The sequence below is a fragment of the Pseudomonas sp. NFPP12 genome, from assembly GCF_900103205.1.
Taxonomy (GTDB): Bacteria; Pseudomonadota; Gammaproteobacteria; order Pseudomonadales; family Pseudomonadaceae; genus Aquipseudomonas; species Aquipseudomonas protegens.
The window spans coordinates 910,328-925,085 of the sequence record NZ_FMWW01000003.1; the positions used below are offsets into that span (position 1 = coordinate 910,328).

The 14,758-nt window shown below is 64.0% G+C and carries 15 protein-coding genes; 8 read left to right on the forward strand and 7 right to left on the reverse strand.

Annotation, left to right across the window (positions count from 1 at the left end):
* Positions 1-64 precede the first annotated feature (64 nt).
* From ggt to BLS75_RS16960, 3 genes are all read right to left on the reverse strand, one after another.
* The gene (gene ggt / locus BLS75_RS16950) at positions 65-1,732 is read right to left on the reverse strand and encodes a gamma-glutamyltransferase (RefSeq protein WP_072451341.1); all 1,668 of its coding nucleotides are present in this window, start codon (positions 1,730-1,732) and stop codon (positions 65-67) included.
* 219 nt (positions 1,733-1,951) lie between these two features.
* Positions 1,952-2,863: a LysR family transcriptional regulator gene (locus tag BLS75_RS16955; RefSeq protein ID WP_011059134.1), complete on the reverse strand. Its 912-nt coding sequence runs from the start codon at positions 2,861-2,863 to the stop codon at positions 1,952-1,954.
* Positions 2,864-2,930: 67 nt separating this feature from the next.
* The gene (locus tag BLS75_RS16960; RefSeq protein ID WP_072451342.1) at positions 2,931-3,521 is read right to left on the reverse strand and encodes an NADPH:quinone oxidoreductase MdaB; all 591 of its coding nucleotides are present in this window, start codon (positions 3,519-3,521) and stop codon (positions 2,931-2,933) included.
* 203 nt (positions 3,522-3,724) lie between these two features.
* Between BLS75_RS16960 and BLS75_RS16965 the strand changes: the two genes are divergently transcribed.
* Complete coding sequence (locus BLS75_RS16965; protein WP_011059132.1) at positions 3,725-4,039, forward strand: putative quinol monooxygenase; 315 nt, start codon at positions 3,725-3,727, stop codon at positions 4,037-4,039.
* A 9-nt stretch (positions 4,040-4,048) separates the two neighbouring features.
* Here BLS75_RS16965 and BLS75_RS16970 read toward each other — a convergent pair whose 3' ends face one another.
* Positions 4,049-4,813 (reverse strand): sulfite exporter TauE/SafE family protein, encoded by a 765-nt coding sequence (locus tag BLS75_RS16970; RefSeq protein WP_072451343.1) that lies wholly within the window; start codon positions 4,811-4,813, stop codon positions 4,049-4,051.
* A 213-nt stretch (positions 4,814-5,026) separates the two neighbouring features.
* Between BLS75_RS16970 and BLS75_RS16975 the strand changes: the two genes are divergently transcribed.
* From BLS75_RS16975 to BLS75_RS16985, 3 genes are all read left to right on the forward strand, one after another.
* Positions 5,027-5,908: a LysR family transcriptional regulator gene (locus tag BLS75_RS16975; protein ID WP_011059130.1), complete on the forward strand. Its 882-nt coding sequence runs from the start codon at positions 5,027-5,029 to the stop codon at positions 5,906-5,908.
* A gap of 56 nt (positions 5,909-5,964) precedes the next feature.
* Positions 5,965-6,540, forward strand: coding sequence for an NAD(P)H-dependent oxidoreductase (locus BLS75_RS16980; protein WP_019095168.1), 576 nt, complete (start codon positions 5,965-5,967; stop codon positions 6,538-6,540).
* Positions 6,541-6,604: 64 nt separating this feature from the next.
* On the forward strand, positions 6,605-6,976 hold the full coding sequence (locus BLS75_RS16985; protein ID WP_019095167.1) for a MerR family transcriptional regulator: 372 nt from the start codon (positions 6,605-6,607) through the stop codon (positions 6,974-6,976).
* Between the two features lie 21 nt (positions 6,977-6,997).
* Here BLS75_RS16985 and BLS75_RS16990 read toward each other — a convergent pair whose 3' ends face one another.
* Positions 6,998-8,401 carry an amino acid permease gene (locus tag BLS75_RS16990; protein ID WP_011059127.1) on the reverse strand — a complete coding sequence of 468 codons (1,404 nt, stop codon included), beginning with the start codon at positions 8,399-8,401 and terminating at the stop codon, positions 6,998-7,000.
* Between the two features lie 110 nt (positions 8,402-8,511).
* Complete coding sequence (kynU, locus tag BLS75_RS16995; RefSeq protein ID WP_065364669.1) at positions 8,512-9,762, reverse strand: kynureninase; 1,251 nt, start codon at positions 9,760-9,762, stop codon at positions 8,512-8,514.
* Between the two features lie 187 nt (positions 9,763-9,949).
* Between kynU and BLS75_RS17000 the strand changes: the two genes are divergently transcribed.
* Positions 9,950-10,423, forward strand: a complete 474-nt coding sequence (locus tag BLS75_RS17000; RefSeq protein WP_011059125.1) for an Lrp/AsnC family transcriptional regulator — start codon at positions 9,950-9,952, stop codon at positions 10,421-10,423.
* Between the two features lie 6 nt (positions 10,424-10,429).
* Here BLS75_RS17000 and BLS75_RS17005 read toward each other — a convergent pair whose 3' ends face one another.
* Positions 10,430-11,443: an AraC family transcriptional regulator gene (locus tag BLS75_RS17005; RefSeq protein WP_011059124.1), complete on the reverse strand. Its 1,014-nt coding sequence runs from the start codon at positions 11,441-11,443 to the stop codon at positions 10,430-10,432.
* A gap of 368 nt (positions 11,444-11,811) precedes the next feature.
* Here BLS75_RS17005 and antA point away from each other — a divergent pair, with 368 nt between their 5' ends.
* From antA to antC, 3 genes are read left to right on the forward strand one after another with little or no spacing between them, the layout of a single operon-like run.
* A complete protein-coding gene (antA, locus tag BLS75_RS17010; RefSeq protein ID WP_011059123.1) occupies positions 11,812-13,200 on the forward strand; it encodes an anthranilate 1,2-dioxygenase large subunit in 1,389 nt (462 codons plus the stop codon).
* Between the two features lie 2 nt (positions 13,201-13,202).
* Complete coding sequence (gene antB / locus BLS75_RS17015; RefSeq protein WP_053156267.1) at positions 13,203-13,694, forward strand: anthranilate 1,2-dioxygenase small subunit; 492 nt, start codon at positions 13,203-13,205, stop codon at positions 13,692-13,694.
* Positions 13,695-13,711: 17 nt separating this feature from the next.
* A complete protein-coding gene (antC, locus tag BLS75_RS17020) occupies positions 13,712-14,734 on the forward strand; it encodes an anthranilate 1,2-dioxygenase electron transfer component AntC (RefSeq protein WP_065364671.1) in 1,023 nt (340 codons plus the stop codon).
* Positions 14,735-14,758 lie beyond the last annotated feature (24 nt).

Genomic DNA, 14,758 nt, shown 5'->3' on the forward strand with positions numbered 1-14,758 from the left:
GCTTGCGGGCCCTTTCGCCGGCAAGCGGAACGCCGCCCGGCCAGCTCCTACAGGGGTTCAGCGGTTATTTGACGACCTTGCCGACACCGCGGCCACGTGGATCGGAAGCGGTTTCAAGCGCGGTGCCATTGACCCGGATCGCCTGGATATCGCCCATCTCCCAGCCCTGGTCTTCCAGGGTGTAGCCCATGGCTTTCAGCTCGTCGGCCACCTTGCCGGTGAGCGGCGCATAGGCGTCGTAGTAGATGGTGTCCTTGGGCAGCAACTGGTGATGCACGCGCTGCGCGGCCACGGCCTTTTCCAGGGGCAGGTGGTAGTCGTAGAGGTTGTTCAGCACCTGGAAGATCGAGGTGAAGATCCGCGAACCTCCGGGGGTGCCCAGCACCAGGGTGACCTTGCCATCGCGGGTCACCAGGCTCGGGCTCATGGAGGACAGCATGCGCTTGCCCGGGGCGATGGCGTTGGCGTCGCCGCCCACTACGCCGAAGGCATTGGCCACGCCCGGCTTGGCGCTGAAGTCGTCCATTTCGTCGTTGAGCAGAAAGCCCGCGCCCTTGACCACCACGCCGCTGCCATAGTCCCAGTTCAGGGTGTAGGTGTTGCTCACCGCGTTGCCCTGGACATCGACAATGGAGAAGTGGGTGGTCTGGTGCGGCTCAAGCCCGGGGCGCACTTTCTCGGTAGCCGAGATGGCGTTGGGGTTGACCTCGGCGGCGCGTTTTTTCAGGTACGCCGGGTCGGTCAGTTGCTTGACCGGAACATCGGAAAACGCCGGGTCGCCCAGGTAGTCGGCGCGGTCGGCGAACACCCGCTTTTCGATTTCCGCCAGCAGGTGAATGTACTTGGCCGAATTGAGCTCCACACCCTTGAAGTCCGCCGCGCGCTCTTCCTTGATGCTGATCAGCTGCGCCAGGGCCACCCCGCCAGAGCTGGGCGGCGGCGCGGTGTACAGGGTGTTGCCACGGAAGGTCACCTGCAGCGGCTGGCGCCACTGGACCTTGTAGTCCTGCAGGTCCTGCTTGGTGATCAGGCCCTTGTCGGCCTGCATCTGCGCCACCAGCAAGTCGGCGGTCTTGCCGCTGTAGAACTCCTTGGCGCCCTGGTCGGCGATGCGCTCCAGGGTCGCGGCCAGCTCCGGCTGGCGGAAGGTCTCGCCCGGTTTCATGCTGCCGAAGTAGTCGCCGAAGTTGGTGGTGCCGTTGAACAGCTTCAACGCATCCTCGCGGTACTGGTACTGCTTGTCGGCCACCTTGAAGCCGTTCTTCGCATAACCCACGGCCGGGGTGATCAGCTCGCTCCAGGGCAGCTTGCCGAACTTCTGGTGCGCCTCCCACAGGCCCATCACCGTACCCGGCACCCCGGCGGCGCGGGCGCCCACCAGGCTCAGGTTCTCGATCACCTCGCCCTTTTCATTCAGGTACATGTTCCGGGTCGCGGCCTTGGGCGCGGTTTCCCGGTAGTCGAGGAAGTACGGCTTGCCGTCGATGTACATCGTCATGAACCCGCCGCCACCGATGTTGCCGGCCTCGGGGTAGGTCACGGCCAGGGCAAAGGCCGTGGCCACCGCGGCATCCACCGCGTTGCCGCCCTTCTTGAGGATCTGCGCCGCGACATCGGCGCCGTACTGGTTGGGCGCGGCCACCGCGCCGCCTTCCAGGGTCACGGCGAAGGCCGAGCTGCTGGCGGCGATAGCGGCCGTCAGGGCCAGGGTCTTGAACAACAGAATGCGCATAGGTCCTTCCTTTTCTTGTTATTGAACGGCAAGAACATAGGCCCGAGACGGTGGTTTGAGCAATCGCCAATCGTGGCACGAACGTCCCAAGCCTCAGCCATGGATAACCGTAGGAGCTGGCTTGCCAGCGAATGCAGTTTCGAGAGTTGCACAAAACCCGGGGGCCCCTTCGCCGGCAAGCCGGCTCCTACAGGGGATAGGCGGGGAATGGGGGAGCCTTCAGCCCTGGAACTCGGGGTTGGCGTAATCGGCCAGCTTGCCCTGGATGAAATCCAGGAAGCACTGGATGCGCAGGGCCAGTTGCGAGTTGCGGTAGTACACGGCGTTGATCGGCTGGCGATAGCCGCTGTTGAACGAGGCCAGCACCGGTTGCAGGCGCCCGGCGCGGATGTCGTCGATGGTCATGAAGTGCGACAGGCAGGCAATGCCCTGCCCTTCCAGCGCCAGGTGGCGCAGGGTCTCGCCACTGGAGGCGCTGATGCCCGGCTGGATCTGCCAGCGGTCGCCATGCACATGGCGCAGCGGCCAGTGGTTGAGGGTCTCGGTCTGGGTGAAGCCCAGCAGGGTGTGCCCGGCCAGTTCGGCCACGCTCTGCGGCGTACCGTGGCGGGCCAGGTAGTCAGGGCTGGCGAGGATGTGCAGCGGGCTGCAGCCCAGGGAGCGGGCATGCAGGGTGGAATCCGCCAGCACCCCGATGCGAATGGCGATGTCGGTGCTCTGCTCCAGCAGGTCGATGATCAGGTCGTTGCTGTTGAGTTCCAGCTGGATATCCGGGTACAGGCTGCGGAACTCGGCCACATAGGGAACGATGGCGTGCAGCATGAAGGGCGACGCAGCGTTGATCCGCAAGCGCCCGGACGGATTGCGCTGGCGCGACGACAGGCGCTCTTCGAGCTCGTCCATCTGATCGAGGATCAGCTTGGCCTGTTCGAAGAAGTAGCGCCCTTCCTCGGTCAGGTCCATGCGCCGAGTGGTGCGGTTGATCAGCGTGGTGTCGAGCTTGGCCTCCAGCCGCGACAAGCTGCGGCTGACCGCCGAAGGGGTCTGGGCCAACTGCTCGGCGGCGGCGGAAATCGAGCCGCACTCGATGACACAGACGAAGACTTGCAACTCGTCGGATCGGGCTTTCACATGAGTCCTCTGGCGGCAGCGGGGCGACATCGCCCCTGAATTTCAAGGCACTCAATAGTAGCCGGATTCAGCCCGGCAGATTGAACACTGCCTTGAGGTGTTCCTCGTAACGCTGCACATCGCCTTCGATGTTCGGGCGTTTCATCACGTCCACACAGAGGAAGGTTGGCAGGGCGCTCATGCCCAGGAACTGGTTGGCCTTGTGGAACGGGAAGTAGACCGCGTCCACGCCCTTGGCCTCGAAGAAGTCGGTGGGATCGTCGAAGGCTTGCTGCGGGGCGTTCCAGGTCAGCGAAAGCATGTACTGCTTGCCCTGGATCAGGCCACCGCTGCCGTACTTCTGCGAAGCATCGGAGCGGGTCCGGCCGTCGCTGGCGTAGAGGCTGCCGTGGCCTTCGGTGAAGACTTCGTCGATGTATTTCTTGACGATCCACGGTGCGCCCATCCACCAGCCGGGCATCTGGTAGACGATCACGTCGGCCCAGAGAAACTTCGCCACTTCTTCCTGGATGTCATAACCCTCGTCGATATGGGTGACCTTGACCTCCACACCACCCCGGTCGAACACCGCCAGGGCCGTGTCGTGCAGGGTCGCGTTGTAGCGGCCATCGGAGTGGGCGAATTGCTTGGCGCCATTGAGCAGCAGTACTTTTTTCATGATCCAGCCTCATCGGGAACAACCCGTTGCGCATCGATGGCGGCGGGCTGTAAAGATTGAAAACGATGGCGGCAGGTTAATCAGGCCAGGGCCGGAGAATAAGCCCGGGTTGTTCAAAATACATTTGACTCAAACGCACGAATCAATGGTGGATTGTTGCCTTAGAATTTTTGCCGACCTCCCCATCAGCAAGAGTGCTCCTTATGCCCACACCCCAGGCCTTCATCCTTCACGCCAAGACCCGCCCGGAACGGGCTGATGCCTTCGAGGCGTTCTTTCTCGGCCATGTAGCCGCCAGCCGCGCTGAAGCCGGCTGCATCGAATACCACATGCTGCGGGACCGACAGGACCCGAGCCTGTTCATTTTCTACGAGGTCTGGGCTTCCCAGGAGGCGCTGGATAGCCACTCCAGCCTGCCGCACATGCAGCAGTTCCTCGACGCGCGCATGGACTACCTGGAGCGCGACTTCGAGATCCGCGCCATCGACATGCTCAGCCCGGCCGCGGCTGGCCGCTGAGCAAAAGGTCTAGCCGCTGATCAGCAAGTGCCCGCCCAAGAGGCCCATGCCGACAAAGAACACCCGCTTGAACAGCTGGGCGCTGATGCGCTGGCGCAACCACTGCCCCAGCCACATGCCCAGCAGCGCCGGGGCCAGGGTCAGCAGCGAGGCCCCCAGCTCGGCGCCGCCCAGGGCGCCGCGCCACAGCAGGCCGCCGGCCAGGGCCAGGGTCGAGACGGTGAACGACAGGCCCAGGGCCTGCACCAGATGATCCTTGTTCAGCCCCAGGGCTTGCAGGTAGGGCACAGCCGGAATCACGAACACTCCGGTGGCCGAGGTGATGACCCCGGTGACCAGCCCGCACAGCGGCCCCAGCCAGCGTTCCTGGGCCGCCGACACTCGCAGGGTCGGCAACAGCAAGCCGCTCAGGGCATATAGCAGTAGCGCCGCCCCCAAGCCCCGCACCACCCAATGCCCGGCGTCGATTCCCAGCCACAGGGAGCCGGCGGCGGTGCCGGCAAAGATCGCCAGCAGCATCGGCCACAGGCGCTTGAGCAAGGCCGGCAGATGCCCGCCAAAGGCCAGTTGCCAGAGATTGGTCAGGGTCGCCGGAATGATCAGCAGGGCCGCAGCCTGCGCCGGCGCCATAGCCAACCCCAAGAGGCCCATGGCAACGGTGGGCAGGCCAAGACCGATCACCCCCTTGACCATGCCGGCCAGCACAAAAGTGCCGATCACCAACAGGGAAAGGGCCATTCCGAGATTCTGATAAAACGCGAGCGAGCTGTTCATGGGCCTATCCTGCGCCCTGCTCGCCCTGCTGAAAATCTGCCATATACTGAGCCAGCCTCTTGCCCGGCAATAGGCACATACAAAAACCTATTGCCCGTACCGCCGTAGGAGCTGGCTTGCCAGCGAAAGCGATTTCGAGATTTGCGCAAAACCCGCGGCCTCTTCGCCGGCAAGCCGGCTCCTACAAAAATGACGCTCCCCGAGAGATGCCCCATGCACTTCGACCTGATCGACCTGCGCCTGTACCTGAACATTCTGGAGGCCGGCAACATCACCGCCGGTGCCGCTCGCAGCCACTTGTCGCTGGCCGCCGCCAGCGCTCGAATCCGCGCCATGGAGGCCTCGCTGGGCATCGAGTTTCTCGAACGCGGGCGTCGTGGCATCCGCCCGACAGCCGCCGGCAAGGCCCTGGCCCAGCATGCACGAACGCTGCTGCTGTACGCCGAGCACCTGCAGCAGGACCTTGGCGAATACGCCAGGGGGGTCAAGGGCCAGGTGCGCCTGTTGTGCAACACCACCGCACTCAGCGAGTACCTGCCAGAGCTGCTGGCAGACTTCCTGCACAGCCAGCCCCATGTCGATATCGAGCTGCAGGAGCTGCCCAGCCAGCGCATCACCCACGCCCTGCGCCAGGGCGCGGCGGACCTGGGGATCGTCTCCGACGCGGTGGACACCCAGGGCCTGATGACCCGGGCCTTTCGCGACGACCCACTGGTGCTGGTGATGCCCCCGGACCACCCCTTGAGTAGCCTGCCGGCCCCCAGCTTCAGCGACAGCCTGGCCCACGACTATGTCGGCCTGGCCAGCCACAGCGCCCTGGCGGTGTACCTGGAGGAACAGGCCCTGCACCTGGGCCGGCGCATGCAGTTGCGCATCCGCGCCGAAGGCTTCGACGCCGTGCTGCGCATGGTGGCCCGCGGCGCCGGGCTGGCCCTGGTGCCCCTGGCGGCCCTGCAACGCAACCTGCACCTGGCTCTGCAAAGCCGCCCCTTGAACGAGGCCTGGGCACGCCGCCGCTTGCTGCTGTGCGCCCGCGACTTCGACGCCCTGCCCCTGTATGCCCAGGGCTTGTGCCGTGCGCTGCTGGAGCCTTGACTCTCCCCTTAGGGGCAGACTTTAGCCTTGGGGTTTATTCCTCAAGGACCACGGCAATGAGCAAACGCATCCTGGTGATTCTCGGCCACCCTTCGCGCCACAGCCTGTGCGCGGCATTGAGCGAGCGCTACGTGAAAGCGGCGCAGGAAGCCGGCCATGAAGTGCGCCAGCTCAAGCTCGGAGACCTGCATTTCGACCCGGTTCTGCGCGAAGGTTATCGCCAGATCCAGCCCCTGGAAGAAGACCTGCAGCAGGCCCAGGCCGACATCCTCTGGGCCGAGCACCTGACCTGGGTCTTCCCCATCTGGTGGGGCGGCATTCCGGCGCTGATGAAGGGCTTTCTCGATCGCGTGCTGCTGCCGGGCTTCGCCTTCAAGTACCGCCCCGGCAAAGCCTTTCCGGAGCAGTTGCTAAAGGGCCGCAGCGCCCACCTGCTGGTGACCATGGATACACCGCCCTGGTACTTCCGCTGGTTCTACCGCATGCCCGGCTTGCAGCAGATGCGCCGCACCACCCTGGCCTTCTGCGGCATCAAGCCCTTGCGCACCCTGACCTTCGGCCCGGTGCTGGACGCCAGCCAGGAACGCCGGGCCGACTGGCTGCTGCAAGTGGAGCAGCTTGCCAGGCAGTGAAAGCGCCGGATAATGCGCAACGCCGTCCACCGCCCGACGACCCGGTACTGGAAAAGGAGCCTTCATGTACATCGGCCAAGCCGCGCAACTGTCCGGAACCACGGTCAAGAGCATCCGTCATTACGAGGCCATCGGCCTCTTGCCCGAAGCGCCACGCCAGGGTCGCTACCGCCTGTATGACGCGCAGAGCGTCGAGCAACTGATATTCATCAAGTGCGCCCAGCAGTTGGGCTTCAAGCTCAAGGAACTGCAGCAGGTGTTCGCCACCCACCAGGGGCAGGCATTCCCCTGGGACCGGGCCCAGGCGGCCCTGGCGCAGAAAAAGCGCGAGCTGCAACAGCAGATCGAGGATTTGCAGCAGTTGCAGGGCCGGCTCGAGCTGTTCGAGACCAGCCTGCAACAGGCGCGAGAGGAATGCCCCCTGGGCAGCCGCTAGGACCGCCCGGGCGGCCTTGCTTCAGACCTCCGACAAGCCGGCGACCACCCGCGGCTTACGAAAGCACAGGTAATAGACCAGGGTCAGCAACAGCAGGAACGGCACCCCGAACACCAGGGTCATTTTGAACGCCTCGGTGAAGAAGGTGGTGATCATCACCGCCCCCATCAGCACCAGCCCCAGCAGGGTGCTGTAGGGAAACAGGCGCATGCGGAACGACAACTGCTGCTCGCCGTGGCGCTGGTGATAGCGGCGGAAGCAGTAGTGGGTGAGGAAGATCATGAACCAGGTAAAGATCGCGCCGAACATCGAGATCGCCATCATCAGGGTGAACGAACTCTCGGGGTACAGCACGTTGACCAGGGTCGCCAGGGCGATGCCGGAGCTGGACAGCAGCAGGGCATTGAGCGGAATCCCGTTCTTGCTCAGGGCCCCCATGGACTTGGGCGCATAGCCGGCGCGGGACAGGCTGAACATCATCCGTGTGGTGATGTAGAGCTGGCTGTTCATCGCCGATAGCGCGGCGATCAGGATCACGAAATTCATCACCCCGGTGGCCCCGGGAATACCGATGGTCTGCATCACCGTGACGAACGGGCTCTGGGCCTTTCCGGCCTGGGCCCAGGGCACGATGGCCAGCATCAGCGCCAGGGTCAGCAGATAGAACACCACCAGGCGCACGATAGTGGCGCGAAAGGCCTGTTTCACCGCGCGTTGCGGGTCCTTGGCCTCCCCCGCCGCCACCGCGATCATCTCCACGCTCAGGTAGCTGAAGATCGACACGATCACGGCAATCCACATGCCTTCGAAACCGTTGGGAAAGAAGCCGCCGTGAGCGCTGTAGTTGTGCAGCCCGTAGTCGGGGTTGCCAGAGCCGAACACCACGTACACCGCCAGGATGATGAAGCCGACGATGGCGGCGATCTTGATGGTGGAAAACCAGTATTCGAAGTTGCCGAAGGTCTTCACGCTGATGCCGTTGAGCACGATCAGCACGCTGGAGAAGGAGATGATCCACACCCACTCCGGAACGTTGGCGAACCAGTACTTCATGTACATGGCGATGGCCGTGACTTCGGCACCCACCGCCAGCACGATGGCCGCCCAGTAGGCATAGCGCACCAGGAAGCCGGCCAGCGGGCTGACGTAGAACTCGGCGTAGGCACCGAAGGAGCCGGAGGTGGAATGGGCCACGGTCATTTCCGCCAGGCAGCCCATCAGGATCAGGGTGATCAACGCGCCGATGGCGTAGCTCAGCAGCACGCTGGGGCCGGCATAACCGATGGCGTAGGCGCTGCCCATGAAGAGCCCGGTGCCAATGGCCCCGCCGATGGCGATCATGCTCATCTGGCCGGCGGTCAACTGCCGCCTGAGGCCGTGCTCGCGATTGGATATCGCTTCGAAACCCTTGTTGGAGGTGGTCACTTTGAGTGCCTCTTTATTGTTGTGTGCACGTATAAATCGTTGTGACGGCCCGTCCTTGTGCCGCTGGCCTGGTCGCCGCACAGGGCGGCAACCAGGGGGTGAAACACGTCTCAGGTCACGCTGTGGCGCACCTGGAATTGCGCCTGGGCCCAGGTTTTCTGGTCGAGGATTTCACCGAGGATCTGCACCGCTTCCCACACCTCACTGAAGCGGGTGTACAGCGGAGTGAAGCCGAAACGCATGATCCGCGGCTCGCGGTAATCGCCGATCACGCCCCGGGCGATCAGGGCCTGGATCACCGCGTAGCCTTCGGGGTGCTCGAAGCTCACGTGGCTGCCACGCTTGGCATGCTCACGCGGGGTCACCAGCTTCAGCTCGTGACCGGCGCAGCGCTGCTCCACCAGTTCGATGAACAGGTCGGTCAGCGCCAGGGACTTGCGCCGCAGGCTCTGCATGTCGGTCCGTTCGAAGACTTCCAGGCCGCATTCGACCATGGCCAGAGAGGTAATCGGCTGGGTGCCGCACAGGTAGCGGGCAATGCCGCTGGAAGGCTCGTAGCGGGTGGCCATGTCGAACTGCCGGGCATGGCCGAACCAGCCGGACAGCGGCTGGGTAACCAGGTCGCAGAGCGCCGGAGCGACCCAGGCGAAGGCCTGGGAGCCGGGGCCGCCATTGAGGTACTTGTAGGTGCAGCCGATGGCGTAGTCGGCGCCGCTGCGGCCCAGGTCCACCGGCACCGCGCCGGCCGAGTGGGCCAGGTCCCAGATGCTCAGGGCGCCCGCCTCGTGGATCAACCCGGTGGTCGCCTGCATGTCGTGCATGTAGCCGGTCTTGTAGTTGACGTGGGTCAGCAGCACCACCGCGGTGTCCTGGCCGATGGCCGCCGGCAGTTGTTCCGGGCTGTCCACCAGGCGCAGGGAGTACCCCTGCTGCAGCAGCTGCGTCAGGCCTTCGACTATGTACAGGTCGGTAGGAAAGTTGCTGCTTTCGGAGACGATCACCCGCCGCTGGGGCGCACGTCCGGCCTGGACCTGCAGGGCGGCGCTGAGGACCTTGAACAGGTTGATGGAAGTGGTATCGGTGATGACCACCTCACCAGCACCCGCACCGATCAGCGGCGCCAGCCGATCCCCCAGGCGCTGGGACAGGTCACGCCAGCCGGCCGTGTTCCAGCTGCGGATCAGGCCCTCGCCCCACTCTTGCTCGATCACCTGCCGGGCCCGCTCGGCAGCCGCCACGGGGCGGGCACCAAGGGAGTTGCCATCGAGGTAGATCACCCCTTCGGGCAGGCTGAACTGTTGGCGCAGTGGCGCCAGGGGGTCCTGTTCATCGAGACGCAGGCAGTGGTTTTTATCGATCATTGGCAGTCCTGTCTTGGTCAATGTCATGCCCACCGGAAGGGGCCGGGCACGGGGTCCTGGAAACCCGAAAACTTGAGAAATAATGGACGAAGGCCGGGAGAATTTTCGTGCAAAGTGCAGCGCGCTGTCGTACTAATCTCGAATAAAATTCTAATCCTCCAATAAAAAACGCGGATTTATGCCAACCATGACCCTCGACTCCACGGACCTGCGCATCCTCTACTTCCTGCAACAGGACGGGCGTATCAGCAATCAGGAACTGGCGGAGAAAGTCGCCCTCTCGCCCTCGGCCTGCCTGCGCCGCCTGCGCCTGCTGGAAACGGAGGGGATCATCAGCGGCTATCGCGCCCAGCTCAATGCCGAGCGCCTGGGCATCGAGCTGGAGGCGATCGTCCACGTGTCCCTGCGCCAGGACGTGGAAGGCTGGCACGAGACCTTTATCGGCAAGGTCCAGCAGTGGCCGGAAGTGGTGGCCGCCTACGTGATCACCGGCGCCAGCAACTACGTGCTGCGCATCCAGGCGCGCAACCTCAAGCACTTCTCGGATTTCATCGTCAACCATCTGAACCGGGCCTCGGGCGTGACCGACATCCGCTCGGAAATCGTCCTGCAGAAGATCAAGGAACAGAACAGCCTGCTGGACCTGGTGCAGCGCAAGTAAGCCGTCCTAGAACCCGGCCGGTCGCCGCGCGGGGTGACGCTGGGCAGTGACGCTCGGGGTTTCGTCGAACAGCTTGCGGTACTCGGCGGAGAACCGCCCCAGGTGGGTGAAGCCCCAGCCCAGGGCAATCTCCGAGATGTTGCGCGCCGAGCCGTGCTCGAGAATTTCCTGGCGCACGCCATTGAGCCGGTGGCGCTTGAGGTAGGCCATGGGCGACAGGGCGAAGTACTTGCGAAAGGCCTCGAACAGCTTGAAGCGCGAGACGCCGGCGGCGGCCTCCAGGTCTTCCAGGTGCACGGTCTCGCGGGCATGTTCATGCAAGTGCTGGCGGGCCCGTACCAGATAGTGGGGCAGCTTGACCCCGAGCATCGCCCGCAACTCGCTGGAGTAGTTGTTGGGCTGGGCCAGGATCAGGCCCTTGATCAATGAGCTTTCGATTTCCCGGGTGAAGGCCAGCTGTTCATAGAGCTCGTTGCCCTGGGCCAGTTCGCCGATGAAATGCTGCGCCATGCGCCACCAGGCCGCGGCGGCACCGTGCAGCGCATCCATGCCGGGCTCGAAACGCAGCGGCTCCAGCACCGGGCGCTGCAACAGGCCCTCCAGGGCCTCGCTCATGGCCGGCCGGGAAATCACCACCTGCAGCTTGCGACAGTCTCCGGAGATGGCCAGCACCTGGCTTTCGTTGGGGGCGATGATCACCCCCTGGCCGCGGTCCGAGCGCAAGAGGCGCCCGTCCTTGCTCAGTTCCTGCTCGCCGCACAGCGGCAGGCTCAGGCTGTAGCTGCTGAAGCGCTCGGTGTCCTGGATATCCACCACCACATCGGTGCCGTACTCGATGATGCCCAGGGTCGTGGAACGGGACCTGAGCACGTTGGCACTGTGGTGGAAACGAATGCGTTCGGGGTTGGCGGTTTCCAGGCGGTGAGGCCCACAGATTCCCGCCATCCAGTTCCTGGCCCCTTCAAGGTCAAAGCGATCGATACGAATCTCGCGAAACTGCCCATCAGCCTTGCTATTCATCACGGCGCACCCACGGCAATTTTTATTCAGCGCGCTCTGACGGCGCGTCTTGTATGACAGGGCAAGTTTTGCGCCAGCCGACGGCGCTGCCAACCCAGTGGATAGCAATCGTCGACTAAGTGGATAACCGGGCCCCATCACTCTCATTGGCTGCGCTCACAGTAGCCGATCAGCGCACCAACAGGCAGCTATCCATCGCTTGCCTGCACGATGCTGGGTAGATGCTACCCAGGGGCCTGCTGCTCCATGCCTTGCCGGGAACGGGCAATTTTGTGGATGACCTTGGCCGACTAAGCGGATAGCCGCAGGCCCCCTCCCCTCTCTCTAATGACTGCACCCGATTGGCCTGAATAAAAAGGTACCGACTCATGAGTGGTGCAAGAAACGTCGAGCAGTGGCAAGACTTCATCGGCAGCTGCCTGGACTTTCGTCCCGCGGACGGGGTGTTCCGTATCGCCCGGGACATGTTCACCGAACCCGAGCTGTTCGACCTGGAGATGGAGCTGATCTTCGAGAAGAACTGGATCTACGCCTGTCACGAAAGCGAGCTGCCCAACAACCACGACTTCATCACGATGCGCGCCGGGCGCCAGCCGATGATCATCACCCGCGACGGCGAGGGCCGGCTCAATGCCCTGGTCAACGCCTGCCAGCACCGCGGCACCACCCTGACCCGGGTTGGCAAGGGCAACCAGTCCACCTTCACCTGCCCCTTCCATGCCTGGTGCTACAAGAGCGACGGGCGCCTGGTGAAGGTCAAGGCGCCAGGGGAATACGACGAGGGCTTCGACAAGGCCACCCGCGGCCTGAAGAAGGCCCGCATCGAGAGCTACAAGGGCTTCGTCTTCATCAGCCTGGACGTGGCCGCCGACAATTCCCTGGAAGACTTCCTCGGCGACGCCAGGATCTTCTTCGACATGATGGTCGCCCAGTCCCCCGACGGTGAGCTGGAGGTGCTGCCGGGCAAGTCCGCCTACACCTACGACGGCAACTGGAAGCTGCAGAACGAGAACGGCCTGGACGGTTATCACGTCAGCACCGTGCACTACAACTACGTGGCCACGGTGCAGCACCGCCAGCAGGTCAACGCCGACAGCGGCGCCGGCAGCAGCGCCACCCTGGACTACAGCAAGCTCGGCGCCGGCGACGCCAGCACCGACGATGGCTGGTTCGCCTTCGAGAACGGCCACAGCGTGCTGTTCAGCGAAATGCCCAACCCGGCGGTGCGCTCCGGCTACGCCAGCATCATGCCGCGCCTGGTGGCCGAGCACGGCCAGGCCAAGGCCGAGTGGATGATGCACCGCCTGCGCAACCTGAACATCTACCCCAGCCTGTTCTTCCTCGACCAGATCAGTTCCCAGTTGCGGATCATCCGCCCCATCGCCTGGAACAAGACCGAGATCATCAGCCAGTGCATCGGGGTCAAGGGCGAGAGCGACGCCGACCGGGAAAACCGCATCCGCCAGTTCGAGGATTTCTTCAACGTCTCGGGCATGGGCACGCCGGACGACCTGGTGGAATTTCGCGAGGCCCAGCGCGGTTTCCAGGGGCGCCTGGAGCGCTGGAGCGACATCTCCCGCGGGCGCCAGCATTGGGTCAGCGGGCCCACCGCCAACAGCGAGAACCTGGGTATCCAGCCGGCCATGACCGGCACCGAGATCACCCATGAGGGGCTGTACGTCAACCAGCACCGCAACTGGCAGAAATTCCTCCTCGACGGCCTGCAGCGCCGGCCCCTGAAACTGCGTGAGGTGTGATCATGAATGCGCAATTGCAGTACCAGATCGAGCAATTCTTCTACCGCAAGTCCGAGCTTTGCGATGCCCAGGACTGGGACGCCTACCTGCAACTGTTTGCCGTGGACAGCGAGTTCCACCTGCCCCAGTGGGACTCGGAACACGTCTACACCCGGGACCCGAAACGCGAGATGTCGCTGATCTACTACGCCAACCGTTCGGGACTGGAGGACCGGGTATTCCGCCTGCGCACCGGCAAGGCGGCCTCGACCATCCCTATGCCGCGCACCCTGCACATGGTCAGCAACCTGCGCATTGCCGAGGGCGACAACGGCCTGCTGCGGGTACGCCTGAACTGGCACACGCTGTTCTATCGCCTGGCCACCGCCGAGGAGTTCTACGGCCACGCCACCTACGACCTCAAGCCCCAGGGCGACAGTTGGCTGATCCAGCGCAAGCACGTGCTGCTGCTCAACGACACGATCAACTCGGTGCTCGATTTCTATCACCTCTGACCCACGGAAGTTCTCCCATGACGCACAAGGTCGCGTTCAGCTTTGCCGACGGCAAGACCCTGTTCTTCCCGGTCAAGGCCAATGAAATCCTGCTCGACGCCGCCCTGCGCAACGGCATCAAGATCCCCCTGGACTGCCGCGAAGGGGTGTGCGGCACCTGCCAGGGCCGTTGCGAGTCCGGCCAGTACAGCCAGGACTATGTGGACGAAGAAGCCCTCAGCGCCCAGGACCTGGAACAGCGCAAGATGCTCACCTGCCAGACCCGGGTGCAGTCCGACGCAGCGTTCTATTTCGATTTCGACTCCAGCCTGTGCCACAGCGCCGACCCGGTGCAGTTGCAGGGCTCGGTGATCGACGTGCGCCAGGTGTCCGAAAGCACCGCCATCCTCCACCTGGACCTGGGCGGCCATCAGGCGCCACTGGATTTCCTCCCGGGCCAGTACGCCCGCCTGAGCATCCCCGGTACCGGCACTAGCCGGGCCTACTCCTTCGCCAACCGGCCGGCGGCGGACAACCAGTTGCAGTTCCTGATCCGCCTGCTGCCCGACGGGGTGATGAGCAATTACATCCGCGAGCGCTGCCTGGTGGGCGACACCCTCCAGCTGGAGGCGCCGCTGGGGGCCTTCTACCTGCGCCAGATCAGCCGTCCGCTGATCCTGGTGGCCGGTGGCACCGGGCTCTCGGCCCTGCTGGCGATGCTCGAACAGATCGTCGAGCAGGGCTGCCAGCAGCCGGTGCACCTGTACTACGGCGTGCGCCACAGCCGCGACCTGTGCGAGCTGGAGCGGATCCAGGCCCATGGCGAACGCCTGGCGGACTTTCGCTTCACCCCGGTGATCAGCGACGCCGACCCGGATTGGCCGGGCAAGCGCGGCTACATCAGCGAACACTTCGACAGCAGCGAACTGCGGGACCAGGACACCGACATGTATGTGTGCGGGCCGCCGCCAATGGTCGACTCGATCCGGATCTGGCTGCAAGAACAGCAACTTAACCGCGTTCAGCTGTATTACGAGCGGTTCACCGAGAGTAATATCTGATCCCGTCAGCATTCGCCGTGATCG

Excerpts from the sequence above, each read along its gene's own strand:
- ggt (WP_072451341.1), bottom strand. The coding sequence starts at position 1,732 with ATGCGCATTCTGTTGTTCAAGACCCTGGCCCTGACGGCCGCTATCGCC.
- BLS75_RS16960 (WP_072451342.1), bottom strand. The coding sequence starts at position 3,521 with ATGAAAAAAGTACTGCTGCTCAATGGCGCCAAGCAATTCGCCCACTCC.
- BLS75_RS16965 (WP_011059132.1), top strand. The coding sequence starts at position 3,725 with ATGCCCACACCCCAGGCCTTCATCCTTCACGCCAAGACCCGCCCGGAA.
- BLS75_RS16970 (WP_072451343.1), bottom strand. The coding sequence starts at position 4,813 with ATGAACAGCTCGCTCGCGTTTTATCAGAATCTCGGAATGGCCCTTTCC.
- BLS75_RS16975 (WP_011059130.1), top strand. The coding sequence starts at position 5,027 with ATGCACTTCGACCTGATCGACCTGCGCCTGTACCTGAACATTCTGGAG.
- BLS75_RS16980 (WP_019095168.1), top strand. The coding sequence starts at position 5,965 with ATGAGCAAACGCATCCTGGTGATTCTCGGCCACCCTTCGCGCCACAGC.
- BLS75_RS16985 (WP_019095167.1), top strand. The coding sequence starts at position 6,605 with ATGTACATCGGCCAAGCCGCGCAACTGTCCGGAACCACGGTCAAGAGC.
- kynU (WP_065364669.1), bottom strand. The coding sequence starts at position 9,762 with ATGATCGATAAAAACCACTGCCTGCGTCTCGATGAACAGGACCCCCTG.
- BLS75_RS17000 (WP_011059125.1), top strand. The coding sequence starts at position 9,950 with ATGACCCTCGACTCCACGGACCTGCGCATCCTCTACTTCCTGCAACAG.
- BLS75_RS17005 (WP_011059124.1), bottom strand. The coding sequence starts at position 11,443 with ATGAATAGCAAGGCTGATGGGCAGTTTCGCGAGATTCGTATCGATCGC.
- antA (WP_011059123.1), top strand. The coding sequence starts at position 11,812 with ATGAGTGGTGCAAGAAACGTCGAGCAGTGGCAAGACTTCATCGGCAGC.
- antB (WP_053156267.1), top strand. The coding sequence starts at position 13,203 with ATGAATGCGCAATTGCAGTACCAGATCGAGCAATTCTTCTACCGCAAG.
- antC (WP_065364671.1), top strand. The coding sequence starts at position 13,712 with ATGACGCACAAGGTCGCGTTCAGCTTTGCCGACGGCAAGACCCTGTTC.